Genomic DNA, 12999 nt, shown 5'->3' with positions numbered 1-12999 from the left:
GACCGCTACGCCGGAAACGCGCCGAGCGCCTTCTCGGTCAGGACCGAGTCGCAATATTCCCGCACCTCCTTGATCCGACCACCGTCGAAACGGAACACCAGGCAATAGTCGTTGTCGTAGCGCTGACCTTGCTTGGTGAGGTTGTCGCCCTTGGCCTCGATCACGACGATGTCGCCGTCGGCGATGATGCGATGGGCGACGGTGCGGCCGCGCTCGACCAGTTTCGAGCGGACATGGCCGTGCAGATCGTTGATGATCGACTGCTTGCCGGTGAAGGTACGCGACCAGGAATATTGCCCGGTCACGGTCCAGATCGCGTCGTCGGCAAGCGTTGCCATGAACAGCGAGTTCTCGCGCACCGCAGGATCGGGACTGCCTGCGATCACGAACATCTCCTGCACCAGTTTCTTGTTGTCGGCTGCGCTCATGGCGCGTCTCCTTGCGATTGATAGACCCTGATTTCAGGCGTTTCCTCACGCGATGCGGTCTTCGGCTCTCGTGAAAAACGCCTTGCCCGCAATCCTGCGGCGCCTGCGCGCATTCTTCCAATCGATAGGTAGTATGATATATATTCACTCGATGAATTTGAATTCGCTTGACCTCAATCTGCTGGTCGCGCTCGACGCCCTGCTGCGCGAAGCCAATGTCAGCCGCGCGGCGATGCGGCTCAATCTGTCGCAACCGGCGACCAGCCACGCGCTGCAGCGGCTGCGCGACCTGATCGGCGATCCGCTTTTGGTGCGCACCGGCGCGCGGATGGAGCTGACGCCGCGGGCGCAGGCGTTGCGCTCGCCGCTGGCCCATGCGCTCGACCAGGTGCGCGCGCTGTTCGTCTCCGACGATTTCGACGCCGCGCGCAGCGACCGGCACTTTCGCCTGATGATGCCCGACCTCGCGGTCGAGCTCCTGATGCCGCCGCTGATGGAGAAGGTGACGCAGATCGCGCCGAACGTCACCATCGACGTGGTGCCGTGGCGGGGACCTGCGATCTTCACGCCCGAATTCGCCCGCACCATCGATCTCGTGATCTCGATCGGCGACTCCTTCAAGGGCTTTCACCGCCAGCGGCTCTACACCGACAGCGATGCACTCGCGGTGCGGCGCGGCCACCTCGCCGGCGCGAAGCTCAAGAAGCGCGAGGCGTTCCTCGCCGCCCGCCATGTCGCCGTGATCATCCGCGGCCAGAACGAGGACCTGATCGACACCTGGCTGCGCGCCAAGGGCATCGAGCGGCGGATCGCGCTGGTGGTGCCGGGTTATATCGAGGCGCTGCACGTCACCGCGCGCACCGACCTCGTCGCGTTCGTGCCGCGCCGGCTGATCTCGGCGCTGTCGAGGCAATTGTCGCTGATGACGGTGACGCCGCCGCTCGATCCAGGGATCGACGAGCAGCACATGTTCTATCCGACACGGGCGCAGATGGATCCGGGCTCGCTCTGGCTGCGCAAGCTGATGCTGGAGACCGGACGCGAGTTGGAGACGGGGAAGGTGTAGCCCAGCTCTCTCCACACGTCGTCCCGGCGAAGGCCGGGACCCATAACCACAGGGTTGCGTTGTGAGAGTGAGCTGCGGCCCCGGCGTCGCGTAACAACGATCGTTGGTGGTTATGGGTCCCGGGTCGCGCTGCGCTTGCCCGGGACGACACCGAATTTTTGGGCCTTACGCCCTCTGCTCCGCCAGCACCTTCTGCACCGCCGGGCGGCCCTCCATCGCCGCGCGATGCGCCTTCACCTTGGGCAGCGTTGCGATGTCGACGCCGTCGCCGTCGAGCCACAGGGTCAGCGTGTAGAGATAGGCATCGCCGACGGTGTAGTTCTCGCCCATCACCCACGGGCCCTTCAGCATGTCGCGCTCGATCAGGTTGAAGCAGGCGCCCATGGTCTTCGGCACCATCGCCTTCATGTCGGCGAACGACGTCTCCTGCGTCGCCCAGCGCGGACCGCGCATCTTGTGGGCGTGGCAGATATGCACCGTCGAGCACAGATAGGAGTTGAAGGCCTGCAGCCTGGCGAATTCGAAGACGTCGTCGGGCGCGAGCTTCGCCTGCGGAAAGCTCTGCGCGATATAGGCCAGCATCGCCGGCGTCTCGGTCAGCACGCCGCGATCGGTCACCAAAGTGGGCACGCGGCCTTTCGGATTGATCTTCAGGTATTCCGGGCTGTTCTGCTGGTTGGTCTTGAAGTCGATCTTCTCGGTCGTGTAGGGCGCGCCGGCCTCGGCCAGCGCGATGTGGGACGCGAGCGCGCAGGTGCCGGGGGCAAAATAGAGCTTGAGCATGTTGCTGTCCTCTCCGAGCCTTGTCGGTTCGTTGCGAACGCGGCTCTGGTTCTTGTTCTGACGGCGCGGAGGTTAGCGGCAGCCCCCTTGGCCGTCCACCCCGCGCGCCGCAGACCTTGCCCGCGGCGGTGCCGTCGTGCGATGACCATGGCCAATTGAGGGGATTTTTTATGACTGTGCTCATTGCAGGTGGCGGAATTGGCGGGCTGACGCTGGCGCTCAGCCTGCACCAGATCGGCGTGCCGGCCCGCGTCTTCGAGAGCGTGCCCGAGCTGCGGCCGCTCGGCGTCGGCATCAACGTGCTGCCGCATGCGGTGCGCGAACTGATCGAGCTCGGCCTGCACGATGTGCTCGACGCTTCTGCGGTGCGCACCCGCGAGCTCGCCTATTTCTCAAAGCACGGCAAGCCGATCTGGAGCGAGCCGCGCGGGCTCGAGGCCGGCTATAAATGGCCACAATTCTCGATCCATCGCGGCCGGCTGCAACAGCTGCTGCTCGATGCCGCGACCGAACGGCTGGGGGCTGCGAACATTCTCACCAGCCATCACCTCACCGGCTGGATCGAGACCGCCGACGGCGTCCGCGCCGATTTCATCGATCGCGCCACCGGCAAGCCCGCCGGCAGCTATGACGGCGTGGTGCTGATCGCCGCCGACGGCATCCATTCGGCGGTGCGCGAGAAGCTCTATCCGCAGGAGGGGCCGCCAATCTGGAACGGCCGCATCCTGTGGCGCGGCATCACCCGCGGCGATGCCTTCCTGACCGGCCGCACCATGATCATGGCCGGCCACGAGATCCTGAAATTCGTCTGCTACCCGATCTCGAAGGAGGCCGGCCCCGACGGCAAGTTCGACATCAACTGGGTCGCCGAGCGACACATGCCGCCGACCTATCAATGGCGCCGCGAGGACTACAACCGGACCGCCAAGCTCGACGAGTTCCTGCCTTGGTTCGAGAGCTGGAATTTCGACTGGCTCGATGTCCCCGGCCTGATCCGGAACTGCCCGCATGCCTACGAATATCCACTGGTCGATCGCGATCCGATCCCGCAATGGACCTTCGGCCGCGTCACGCTGATGGGCGACGCCGCGCATCCGATGTATCCGATCGGCTCCAACGGCGCCTCGCAGGCGATCCTGGATGCGCGCGTGCTGACGCGCGAGATTTTGGCGCATGGCCCGACGCAGGCGGCGCTCGCGGCCTATGAGGCCGAGCGGCGGCCCGCGACCACGGACCTCGTGATGCTGAACCGCCGCAACGGCCCGGAGCAGGTGATGCAGCTGGTCGAGGAGCGCGCGCCTGACGGCTTCAAGGTCGTCACCGACGTGCTGTCGCAGCAGGAGCTGGAAGACATCGCCGCCAACTACAAGCGCGTCGCCGGTTTCCAGGTCGAGGGACTGAACGCCAAGCCGCCGATCGTGCAGCGGACGGGTTGAGTTGTAGCGCGGCGCACAATCTATCACCGTCACCCTGAGGAGCCGCGAAGCGGCGTCTCGAAGGGTGCACGACCCCGGCCGGCCGTGCATGCTTCGAGGCTCGCTCCGCTCGCACCTCAGCATGACGGATTTGCCAATGCGGGCGCGGCTTCACCGCAGCGCGCGCGCCGCCTCCACCAGGCGGATACTGCTGCTCGCGGTCGCGAGCAGTGTGCCGTCGGCGGCGCTCAGCTTTCCCTCGACGAAGGCGATGGTCTTACCGAGTTGCGTCACCGTCGCCTCGCCGGTGATCGGTCCGGGCTTTGCCGGCGCCAGGAAATTCACGGTCATCGTGATGGTCGTGGTGAAGAGCCGCCCCTCGGTCATCACGAACACCGCCGGCCCCATCGTGTCGTCGAGCATCGCCGAGAGCATGCCGCCCTGGATGAAGCCGGCCGGATTGCAAAACTCCTGCTTGCCGTCGAACACGATCCTGATCCAGCCCTCCTGCGGACGGGCGTCGACCACGCGCCACCCCAGTAGCTTTGCGACGGGCGGCATCGTAATGCGGTCGAGTGCGGTTGCGATCATGGCGGCCTCCGGTTTCCGGAGGTGATAGCGAAGCCCTGCTGCCAGCATGGTGTCAGCAGGTCAGAGCATGATCCGGAAAACTGAGAACCGGTTTTCCGAAACGATCATGCTCAAAAAAATGTGCCGATGATGTGATTCATCGCATCGTCAGAGATCGAGCCCATGCGCGACAACCTTGCGCATCACGTTCGGAAGCGCCTCGCCGTCCAGTGTCGCCACCGGCACCCAGCGCATGCCATCCGGCGCGCGGCTCCGCGGCGGAACGCTGGCGGTGTAGACGACGAGCTCGAGCGGAAAATGCGTGAACACGTGGCTGACGACGCCCGCCTTGCGGTGCCAGCGCGTGACGCCCTTGAGGTCCGGCGCCTGCGCCAGTGCCGCCGCGTCCTCCTGCCCGGCCAGCCATTGCGACCCCGGCACCTCGGTCATGCCGCCGAGCAGGCCTTTTTCCGGGCGCGAGCGCACCAGGAGCTCGCCGCCGCGTGTCACCACGAAGGCCGCGCCGCGGCGCAAGATGCCGCTCTTCTTCGGTGCCTTGCGCGGGAACGTTTCCTGGTCGCCGCGCGTGCGCGCCGCGCAGTCGTCATTCAGCGGACACAATGCGCAGGCCGGCTTCTTCGGCGTGCAGATCGTCGCGCCCAAATCCATCAGCGCCTGAGCACTGTCGCCGGCGCGGGACGGGCCGAGCAATGTCGCCGCCATCTCCTTGATCAGCGGCTTGGCCTGCGGCAGCGCCTCCTCGATGGCGTAGAGCCGACTGACCACGCGCTCGATGTTGCCGTCCACCGGCATGGTGCGGCGGTCGAAGGCGATGGCGGCGATCGCGGCCGCGGTGTACGGCCCGATGCCGGGCAGCGCGCGCAGGCCCTCCTCGGTGTCCGGAAACACCCCGCCGTGGTCGCCCATCACCGCGACCGCGCAGGCGTGCAAATTGCGCGCCCGCGAATAATAGCCGAGCCCGGCCCACATCCTCAGGACGTCGTCGAGCGAGGCACGCCCAAGCGCGGTCACGTCGGGCCAGCGCGACACGAATTTCTCGAAATAGGGCCCGACCGCCCGTACCGTGGTCTGCTGCAGCATGATCTCCGACAGCCAGACGCGATACGGATCGGCCCGCTCCCCCGCCACCGCGCGCCACGGCAGCGTCCGGCGATGCCGGTCATACCAGGCGAGCAGACGCGCCGGGCGGTCGGCCTGCTGATCGGTCGATTTGATTTTGGCGGCAGCGCGAGAACTCATGAACGCATCTTAAGCCACATCTCGCCATGTCATGCCCGGGCTTGACCCGGGCATCCACGTCTTTCTTCGCCCGGCACGGAAAACGCCGCCACAATGATGAACACGGTTTCAGCCACATCACCACCACTGCTATAACCCTCCCATGTCCAGACCCGGCCCGATCAGCGCCAAGCCCCTGTCGATCCTGCTCAGCGACGTCTTCACCGACGCCTATGCCAAGCAGGGCTTTGCCGCGCGCGAATTGGTGACGCGCTGGACCGAGATCGCGGGCGAGCGAATTGCCGCCTATTGCGAGCCGCTGAAGATGCAGTGGCCGCGGCCGGTGGAGGGACAGCCGCAGGAGCCGGCGACGCTGGTGCTGCGGGTCGAAGGGCCGATGGCGCTGGAGATCCAGCACTCCTCCGACGTCATCCTGGAACGGGTGAACCGCTTCTTCGGCTGGCATGCGGTCGGCCGCCTGACCATCCGACAGGCGCCGCTCTCGCGCCGCAGCCGCCCGGTACGGCCGCGCCCGCCGGACGCCAAAACCGTGGCCCGGGAGGCGGCCAACCTTGCGGCCGTCGAGGACGACGATCTGCGCGCGGCGCTGGCCCGTTTGGGTGCCTCGATCAAGCGAAATTGACGCTTTTCGGCAGGCCCGCCGCAAGACCGCGGCATTGCCACAATGGCCGTTTCAAGCTAGCGAAGGCTTCTTTTTCGGGACCCCTTCATTGTGGCGTGAATGCGCCAATCCGGGAGCTGACCTTGATCATCACGCGCCGCGCCTTCACCACCGCTCTCTCGCTGACCGGGCTTGCCGCCCTCGCCGGCCTGTCGCCGCTGCGCCTGATCACCGACGCGTTCGCGCAGACCGCCGCCGAGGTCGCCAAGCCGCAGTCGCTGCCGGACATGGGGCTCGGCCCGCAGGACGCCAAGGTGACGATCGTCGAATACGCCTCGATGACCTGCCCGCACTGCGCCAATTTCAACGAGACCGTGTTCCCGAAGATCAAGTCGACCTACATCGACCCCGGCAAGGTCCGCTACGTGTTCCGCGAATTCCCGCTCGACATCAAGGCCGCCGCCGGCTCGATGCTGGCGCGCTGTATCGCCAAGGACGACGCGCCGAAGTATTTTGCCGTGATCGACCTGTTGTTCCGCCAGCAGAACGACTGGGTGGTGAAGAACACCACCGAGACACTGACCCGGATCGGCAAGCAGGCCGGCCTCACCCAGCAGCAGGTCGAGGACTGCCTGAAGGATCAGAAGCTGCTCGACAAGATCGCGGCCGACCAGAAATACGCCAACGAGGTGCTGAAGGTGAACTCGACGCCGACCTTCTTCGTCAACGGCGAGATGCTGAAGGGCGAGACCTCGTTCGAGGAATTCAGCAAGCACATCGATCCGCTGCTGAAGAGCTGATCGGGAGCCCGCGAACCTGACGTCTTCGTGCCTCGCTTTCGAGTCGAGGCACGATAATTGTGGATGATTTGCGATCACGGCACGCGCCCGTCGCATCATTTGGTTGTTGAAAACCTGATTCGCGCGATGCGAATCATCGAGGACATGCAAGGGCCATAAAACCCTGCAAATCCCTTGGGAAAAGCTTGCTCAAGCGGTTGCCCTGACGCGCTCGCATCGCCATTGTCGCCGCTCATGAGAGCTGCACGCAGCAACTCACCCACACACCGACATTGCCTTCCATGGTATTGTCACGGCAGGGAGATTCGCGCCCGGCCAAACGAGATTTGTGTACATGAAGCTCACGCGCCTCCGCCTGCACGGTTTCAAGTCGTTCGTTGAACCCACCGATTTCATGATCGAGCCGGGCCTGACCGGCGTCGTCGGACCGAATGGCTGCGGCAAATCCAATCTCGTCGAAGCGCTGCGCTGGGCGATGGGCGAGACCTCGCACAAGTCGCTGCGCGCCGCCGACATGGACGCGGTGATCTTCGCCGGTTCCGGCAACCGTCCGGCACGCAATCACGCCGAAGTCGTGATGACGATCGACAATTCCGATCGCTCGGCGCCGGCCGCGGTGAACGACAGCCAGCTCTTGGAAATCTCCCGCCGCATCGAGCGCGAAGCCGGCTCAGTCTACCGCATCAACGGCCGCGATGTCCGTGCAAGAGATGTGCAGATCCTGTTCGCCGACGCCGCCACCGGCGCGCGGTCGCCGGCGCTGGTCCACCAGGGCAAGATCGGCGAGATCATCCAGGCCAAGCCCGAGCAGCGCCGCCGCGTGCTGGAAGACGCCGCCGGCGTGGCCGGCCTGCATGCCCGCCGCCACGAGGCGGAACTGCGGCTGAAGGCGGCCGAAACCAACCTCACCCGCGTCGAGGACGTGATCGGCCAGCTCACAGGCCAGATGGAAGGCCTGAAGAAGCAGGCGCGCCAGGCGATCCGCTACCGTGAGGTCGCGGCCAAGGTGCGCAAGTCCGAAGCCATGCTGTTCCATCTGCGCTGGATCGAGGCCAATGCCGACGTCAACGACGCCGCGCAGACCCATGATATCTCCGTGCGCGAGATGGCCGAGCGCACCCGCGAGCAGGCCGAATCCGCCCGCATCCAGGCGATCCGCGCCGCCGAATTGCCGGCGCTGCGCGATGCCGAAGCGCGCGCCGCCGCCGGCCTGCAGCGCCTGACCAACACGCGCGAGATGCTCGACCGCGAGGAGCAGCGCGCCAAGGAGCGCGTCGGCGAGCTCGATCGCCGTCTCACCCAATTCGCCCAGGACATCGCGCGCGAGCAGCAGCAGACCTCCGATGCCGACATCGCGCTGCAGCGGCTCGACACCGAAGACGCAGAGCTGAAGGAAGAGATCAAGTCGCGCGTCGAGAAGCGCTCCGGCGTCGACGAGCGCGTCGCTGAGGCCGAGGAGATCCTGGCCGCGACCGAGCGCCAGTTCTCCGAGCTGACCACGCAGCTCGCCGATCTCACCGCCAAGCGCAATCAGCTCGAAGCCGGCGTGCGTACGCATCGCGAGCGGCTGGCCCGGCTCGATCAGGAGATCGCCAACGTCCAGGCCGAGGAAACCAAGCTCGCGCAGGAGACCGGCAATCTCGGCGACATCGACGCGCTCGCCGCCGCCATGGAGATGGCGCAGCAGACGCTTGCCGAGTCCGAGGCCGCCGTGCAGACCAGCGAGGCGCATCACGCCGCCGCGCGGCAGACGCTGGAAGCCTCGCGCAATCCGCTCACCGAAGCCGAGAAGCGCGTGCAGCGGCTCGAGACCGAAGCCCGCACCATCTCCAAGCTCGTCACCAGCGAGACCAAGAATCTGTGGCCGCCGATCATCGACGGCATCACCGTCGCCAAGGGCTATGAGAAGGCAATCGGCGCGGTGCTCGGCGACGACCTCGATGCGCCGGTGGATTCGTCGGCGCCGATGCGCTGGACCAATATCGGCGTGGCCGGCGAAGATCCGGCGCTGCCTGATGGCGTCGAGCGGCTGGCCGACCATGTCCAGGCGCCGCCGGAACTGGCGCGCCGCCTGGCCCAGATCGGCGTCGTGGCCAAGGAACGCGGCGCGGCGCTGGTGTCGCAGCTGAAGACCGGCCAGCGGCTGGTGTCGCTCGAAGGCGACGTCTGGCGCTGGGACGGCTTCGTCGCCGACGCGCATGCCCCGACCGGCGCCGCCCGCCGTCTTGCCGAGCGCGCCCGTCTTGTCGACATCGAGCACGAGCTGGAACAGGCCCGCATCGATGCCGCCACCAAGCGCCAGGCGCTGGAGACGGCTGAAGAGGAACTGCGCTCGGCGTCCGCCGCCGAGGGTGCCTCGCGCGAAGCCGTCCGCGCCGCCCGCCGCGAGGCCGACGCCGCGCGCGAACGTCATGCCGCCACCGAGCGCGAGATCAACCGCCACGCCGCGCGCAAATCGGCGCTGACCGAGGCGCATAGCCGCGTCGCCGCCGACCGCGCCGAGGCCGAAGCCGCGCATGAGAGCGCGGCTGCCGCGCTCGCCGAACTGCCGCCGGGTGTCGAGACCGAGGCCCAGCTCGCCGCGGTTCGCGCCGAGATCGACAACCAGCGCCGGGCCGCGGCGCAAGTCCGCGCCGAGGCGCAGGCGCTAGCCCGCGAGGCCGAGCTCGCCGACCGCCGCGTGCAGGCGATCGTTGCCGAGCGCAATGAGTGGCAGAACCGCAAGACCAGCGCCGCCTCGCAGGTCGAGACCGTCGAGGCGCGCATCGCCGAGGTGTCGGCCGAGCGCGAGGAACTCGCCAATGCGCCCGAAGTTTTCGCCGAGAAGCGCAGCGCGCTGATCACGGAGATCGAGCACGCCGAAGGCGATCGCCGCATCGCCGCCGACGCGCTGGCGACCGCGGAAGCCGCGATGGCGGAAACCGATCGCCTCGCCAAGGCCTCGCTCGAAGCGCTGTCCTCATCCCGCGAAGCTACCGCGCGCGCCGAGGAGCGTATGGAAGGCACCCGCCGCCGCCTCGCCGACATCGAGCGCGAGATCCACGACATGCTCGAGGTCGAGCCCAGCGCGGTCGTCGGCATGGCCGAGATCGAACCCGGCCAGGAGCTGCCGCCGGTCACGCAGGTCGAGGAAGAGCTCGAAAAGCTGCGCCGCGACCGCGAGCGGCTCGGCGCCGTCAATTTGCGTGCCGAGGAAGAGCTCAAGGAAGTCGAGACCCAGCACACCGCGCTGACCACCGAACGCGACGATCTGGTCGAAGCGATCAAGCGGCTGCGCCAGGGCATCCAGAGCCTCAACCGCGAGGCGCGCGAGCGCCTGCTGACCTCGTTCGAGACCGTTAACAACCACTTCAAGCGGCTGTTCACCGAGCTGTTCGGCGGCGGCGAAGCCGCGCTGCATCTGATCGAGAGCGACGATCCGCTCGAGGCCGGCCTCGAGATCATCGCCAAGCCGCCCGGCAAGAAGCCGCAGACGCTCTCGCTGCTCTCGGGCGGTGAGCAGGCGCTGACGGCGCTCGCGCTGATCTTCGCGGTGTTTCTGACCAACCCGTCGCCGATCTGCGTGCTGGACGAGGTCGACGCGCCGCTCGACGACCACAACGTCGAACGGTTCTGCACCCTGCTGAACGAGATGACCGGCTCGACCGAGACACGCTTCATCATCATCACGCACAATCCGATCACGATGGCGCGGATGAACCGGCTGTTCGGTGTCACCATGGCCGAGCGCGGCGTGTCGCAGCTGGTGTCGGTCGACCTGCAGGGCGCGGTGGACATCCTCGACCAGAACGTGGCTTAGGCGTAGCACCTGCGCGTCGACGTCATTTTCGTGATACCCGCGCCTCCGCATCGTCATTGCGAGGAGCGATAGCGACGAAGCAATCCATACCTCAGCACGCGGCGCTATGGATTGCTTCGCTCCGCTCGCAATGACGTGGGATAGTCCGTCACATGACCTCACCCGATCTCCCCGCCGAACTGCGCGCCGCCCTTAACGCCCGCCTCGAAGGCCTGTCGCGCAGCGACGCCGCCGGCCGCGCGGCGGTGATCTCGCAGACCTATCGCGAGGGCGGCGGCTCCTCGACGATCAGGACCGAGACCGATGCGCTGGCCTATGCGCTGGCGCGGATGCCGGCGACCTATGCCGCCGTCGCAGCGAGCCTCAACGCCCTGACGGAGATCAGGCCGGACTTCGCGCCGGCGCGCCTGCTCGATGTCGGTGCCGGTCCGGGGACCGCGACCTGGGCCGCCGCGGAAGCGTTCACGTCGCTGCGGGACTTCACCCTACTTGATGCCAACGGCGCGTTGCGGACGCTCGCCGAGGAGCTGTTTCACGGCAGCATTCGCCTGCACGACGCCAGCTATCAACTCGGCGAGGCGCGCGCCCTGCTCGACAAGGCCGAGCCCGCCGACCTCGTCGTCGCCAGCTACATGATCGGCGAACTCGGCGATGCCGAGCGCGGGGCGCTGGCCGATGCGCTGTGGTCGAAAACCAGCGACACGCTGCTGGTCGTCGAGCCCGGTACGCCCGCCGGCTATGCGCGGATCATCGCATTGCGCGCACGCCTGATCGCCGCCGGCGCTCACGTCGTGGCACCCTGCCCGCATGACGGTGGCTGTCCGCTGGTCGCGCCCGACTGGTGCCACTTCTCGCAGCGCCTGCAACGCTCGCGCGCGCACAAGCAGGTCAAGGGCGCGGAGCTACCCTTCGAGGACGAGCGCTTCGCCTATGTCGCGCTGAGCCGCGCGCGCGTTGAGAACAGGCCATCGCGCGTGCTGGCGCAGCCGGACGTCGGCAAGGTCGAGATCGCGGCGAAACTGTGCACGCCCGAGGGCGTATCGGTTGCGCGGATCCCGCGCCGTGCCAAAACCGATTACGCCCGCGCCCGGCGCTGGCGCTGGGGCGATGCGGTCTAGTTACGTCGTCCCGGCGAAAGCCGGGAGGTGGATTCACATTCGAAGTGCAACACTTGAGCAAAGGACTCGGCAGGCGTGCGGTAGTCAAGGCATTTGCGCGGGGTGTTGTTGTAGGCGGCGATGAACTGGCGGAATCTGGCGGTCGAGAGGGTTAGAGGATCCGTCTTGCGGGGAATAAAGCGGCGCATCCTGCCGATGGCGTTCTCGATGCCACCCTTCTGCCAGGGGGCATGGGGATCGCAGAAGAAGGTCGCGATCGAGAGGCGGTGCAGCGCCAGGTGACCGGCGAACTCGGTGCCGTTGTCGAAGGTAACGCTCTGGCGCAGCTCTTGTGGAAGGGGCGCGAAGAAGCCCACGAGATGGCGGGCGACACCGCGCGCGACCTTGCTGGCAAGGCGGATGCCGAGCAGCAGCCGCGAGGTGCGCTCGTGCACGGTCAGCACGGCCTGACCGTATTTCGAGAACATCATCAGGTCGGCCTCCCAGTGTCCGGGCACGCTGCGGTCGGCCACTTCGAGCGGCCGATTTGCCAAGGATACACGGCCTTCGATGAAGCTTGCGGGGCTGCCGCCCCGCTTGCCGCGGCAGCCGCGCTTGCTCTTGGCGCGCGGCAGATAGCGCCGCCAGTTGAAGTCCGTGGTGCGCCTGAGTTGGCCATAGATGAAGCGCTAGATGGTCTCGTGGGAGATCACCTTGCGCCCGTGCTCGCGGGCCAGCCGGCCAGCGACCTGCTCGGGCGACCAGCCGCGGCGAAGGCGTTGCAACACCGCGCGGCGCAGGCCGGGCTCCCGTTCGAGGCGTCCGCCCGTCCAGCGCCGCGCTCGCATCTGGTGCTGGGCATAGCTCGGCTTGTAGCCGACCTGGCTCCCCCGATTGCGCCTCAGTTCCCGAGAGATCGTTGATGGCGAGCGATCCAGAGCTGCCGCGATTTGCCGGACCGAGCTGCCATTGGCCGATAGGCAGGCAATCTCGCATCGGTCGTCCAGAGAGAGCTGCTTGTAAGTCCGCCCCATGGCAACACCTCCTCAAGGAAGTGTTGCACTTCGTTTGTGAACTCAGGGGACCCATAACCACCGAGGTTTGTTGCGAGTGAAGCCGTCGCCGCTTACGCCCCTTCCGCGGGCCGCGGCGTATGGGTCCCGGCCTTCGCCGGGACGAT

10 protein-coding genes and 1 pseudogene are annotated in these 12999 nt (G+C 66.8%); 6 read left to right on the top strand and 5 right to left on the bottom strand.

Annotation, left to right across the window (positions count from 1 at the left end; genetic code table 11):
• Nucleotides 1–5 precede the first annotated feature (5 nt).
• Nucleotides 6–428: a nuclear transport factor 2 family protein gene (locus ACVIYL_RS17650; RefSeq protein ID WP_057016996.1), complete on the bottom strand. Its 423-nt coding sequence runs from the start codon at nucleotides 426–428 to the stop codon at nucleotides 6–8.
• Nucleotides 429–579: 151 nt separating this feature from the next.
• Between ACVIYL_RS17650 and ACVIYL_RS17645 the strand changes: the two genes are divergently transcribed.
• Nucleotides 580–1494: a LysR family transcriptional regulator gene (locus ACVIYL_RS17645; RefSeq protein WP_253607137.1), complete on the top strand. Its 915-nt coding sequence runs from the start codon at nucleotides 580–582 to the stop codon at nucleotides 1492–1494.
• A gap of 165 nt (nucleotides 1495–1659) precedes the next feature.
• Here ACVIYL_RS17645 and ACVIYL_RS17640 read toward each other — a convergent pair whose 3' ends face one another.
• Nucleotides 1660–2277 (bottom strand): glutathione S-transferase family protein, encoded by a 618-nt coding sequence (locus ACVIYL_RS17640; RefSeq protein ID WP_456779291.1) that lies wholly within the window; start codon nucleotides 2275–2277, stop codon nucleotides 1660–1662.
• Between the two features lie 170 nt (nucleotides 2278–2447).
• Between ACVIYL_RS17640 and ACVIYL_RS17635 the strand changes: the two genes are divergently transcribed.
• Complete coding sequence (locus ACVIYL_RS17635; RefSeq protein ID WP_456779290.1) at nucleotides 2448–3713, top strand: flavin-dependent oxidoreductase; 1266 nt, start codon at nucleotides 2448–2450, stop codon at nucleotides 3711–3713.
• Between the two features lie 150 nt (nucleotides 3714–3863).
• Here ACVIYL_RS17635 and ACVIYL_RS17630 read toward each other — a convergent pair whose 3' ends face one another.
• Together ACVIYL_RS17630 and mutY are read right to left on the bottom strand one after the other, a co-directional pair.
• Complete coding sequence (locus ACVIYL_RS17630) at nucleotides 3864–4283, bottom strand: PaaI family thioesterase (RefSeq protein WP_456779289.1); 420 nt, start codon at nucleotides 4281–4283, stop codon at nucleotides 3864–3866.
• 147 nt (nucleotides 4284–4430) lie between these two features.
• Nucleotides 4431–5522 carry an A/G-specific adenine glycosylase gene (gene mutY, locus ACVIYL_RS17625; protein WP_310882501.1) on the bottom strand — a complete coding sequence of 364 codons (1092 nt, stop codon included), beginning with the start codon at nucleotides 5520–5522 and terminating at the stop codon, nucleotides 4431–4433.
• 142 nt (nucleotides 5523–5664) lie between these two features.
• Between mutY and ACVIYL_RS17620 the strand changes: the two genes are divergently transcribed.
• From ACVIYL_RS17620 to ACVIYL_RS17605, 4 genes are all read left to right on the top strand, one after another.
• Nucleotides 5665–6144 (top strand): DUF721 domain-containing protein, encoded by a 480-nt coding sequence (locus ACVIYL_RS17620; RefSeq protein ID WP_028334785.1) that lies wholly within the window; start codon nucleotides 5665–5667, stop codon nucleotides 6142–6144.
• Nucleotides 6145–6266: 122 nt separating this feature from the next.
• Nucleotides 6267–6923, top strand: a complete 657-nt coding sequence (locus tag ACVIYL_RS17615; protein WP_028338651.1) for a DsbA family protein — start codon at nucleotides 6267–6269, stop codon at nucleotides 6921–6923.
• A 334-nt stretch (nucleotides 6924–7257) separates the two neighbouring features.
• Complete coding sequence (gene smc, locus ACVIYL_RS17610) at nucleotides 7258–10722, top strand: chromosome segregation protein SMC (RefSeq protein ID WP_456779288.1); 3465 nt, start codon at nucleotides 7258–7260, stop codon at nucleotides 10720–10722.
• Between the two features lie 152 nt (nucleotides 10723–10874).
• Nucleotides 10875–11840 carry a small ribosomal subunit Rsm22 family protein gene (locus ACVIYL_RS17605; RefSeq protein ID WP_456779287.1) on the top strand — a complete coding sequence of 322 codons (966 nt, stop codon included), beginning with the start codon at nucleotides 10875–10877 and terminating at the stop codon, nucleotides 11838–11840.
• On the opposite strand, the pseudogene ACVIYL_RS17600 reads toward ACVIYL_RS17605, so the two are convergent.
• A pseudogene (locus tag ACVIYL_RS17600) lies at nucleotides 11837–12853 on the bottom strand (IS30 family transposase). The gene ACVIYL_RS17605 and the pseudogene ACVIYL_RS17600 sit on opposite strands and share 4 nt — an antisense overlap.
• Between the last annotated feature and the right edge of the window lie 146 nt (nucleotides 12854–12999).

Source organism: Bradyrhizobium sp. USDA 3315 (genome assembly GCF_054056795.1).
The sequence above is the reverse complement of the archived record's forward strand: the minus strand, read 5'-3'. Positions and strand labels throughout refer to the sequence as shown.

Coding starts and splice junctions, on each gene's coding strand:
- ACVIYL_RS17605 (WP_456779287.1), top strand. CDS start 10,875: ATGACCTCACCCGATCTCCCCGCCGAACTGCGCGCCGCCCTTAACGCC.
- ACVIYL_RS17645 (WP_253607137.1), top strand. CDS start 580: ATGAATTTGAATTCGCTTGACCTCAATCTGCTGGTCGCGCTCGACGCC.
- smc (WP_456779288.1), top strand. CDS start 7,258: ATGAAGCTCACGCGCCTCCGCCTGCACGGTTTCAAGTCGTTCGTTGAA.
- ACVIYL_RS17640 (WP_456779291.1), bottom strand. CDS start 2,277: ATGCTCAAGCTCTATTTTGCCCCCGGCACCTGCGCGCTCGCGTCCCAC.
- ACVIYL_RS17620 (WP_028334785.1), top strand. CDS start 5,665: ATGTCCAGACCCGGCCCGATCAGCGCCAAGCCCCTGTCGATCCTGCTC.
- ACVIYL_RS17630 (WP_456779289.1), bottom strand. CDS start 4,283: ATGATCGCAACCGCACTCGACCGCATTACGATGCCGCCCGTCGCAAAG.
- ACVIYL_RS17635 (WP_456779290.1), top strand. CDS start 2,448: ATGACTGTGCTCATTGCAGGTGGCGGAATTGGCGGGCTGACGCTGGCG.
- mutY (WP_310882501.1), bottom strand. CDS start 5,522: ATGAGTTCTCGCGCTGCCGCCAAAATCAAATCGACCGATCAGCAGGCC.
- ACVIYL_RS17650 (WP_057016996.1), bottom strand. CDS start 428: ATGAGCGCAGCCGACAACAAGAAACTGGTGCAGGAGATGTTCGTGATC.